The following is a 232-nucleotide window of genomic DNA, read 5'->3' as shown; positions in this document are numbered from 1 at the left end:
TATCTCTTTACTTTTAACGCCCAAAAAAGAAAAAAGATTATCGAATTGTCTGATTCTTTAGAACCCTATCAAGCCATCCGTAATTGGAAACGTGAAAATAATTTATATACTTCTCCCCCATTAATCAAAGAAGGTGAATACGAAGAAGAAATTAAAGAAGCTGAAATTTCTTTTGAAATTACTTCTCCTTCCTATAAAAAATTTAATATTCCTTTTAAAATTAAACTCGTTT

Annotated in this window: 1 pseudogene; it reads left to right on the top strand. The window is 28.0% G+C overall.

Going from position 1 to position 232, the window contains the following annotated elements:
- Window positions 1–232: pseudogene (locus tag RI68_RS02165) on the top strand (hypothetical protein); the annotation flags it as partial.

This window comes from Vaccinium witches'-broom phytoplasma str. VAC (genome assembly GCF_000309405.1).
Classification (GTDB): domain Bacteria; phylum Bacillota_I; class Bacilli_A; order Acholeplasmatales; family Acholeplasmataceae; genus Phytoplasma.
This window is presented reverse-complemented; position numbering and strand designations above follow the sequence as displayed.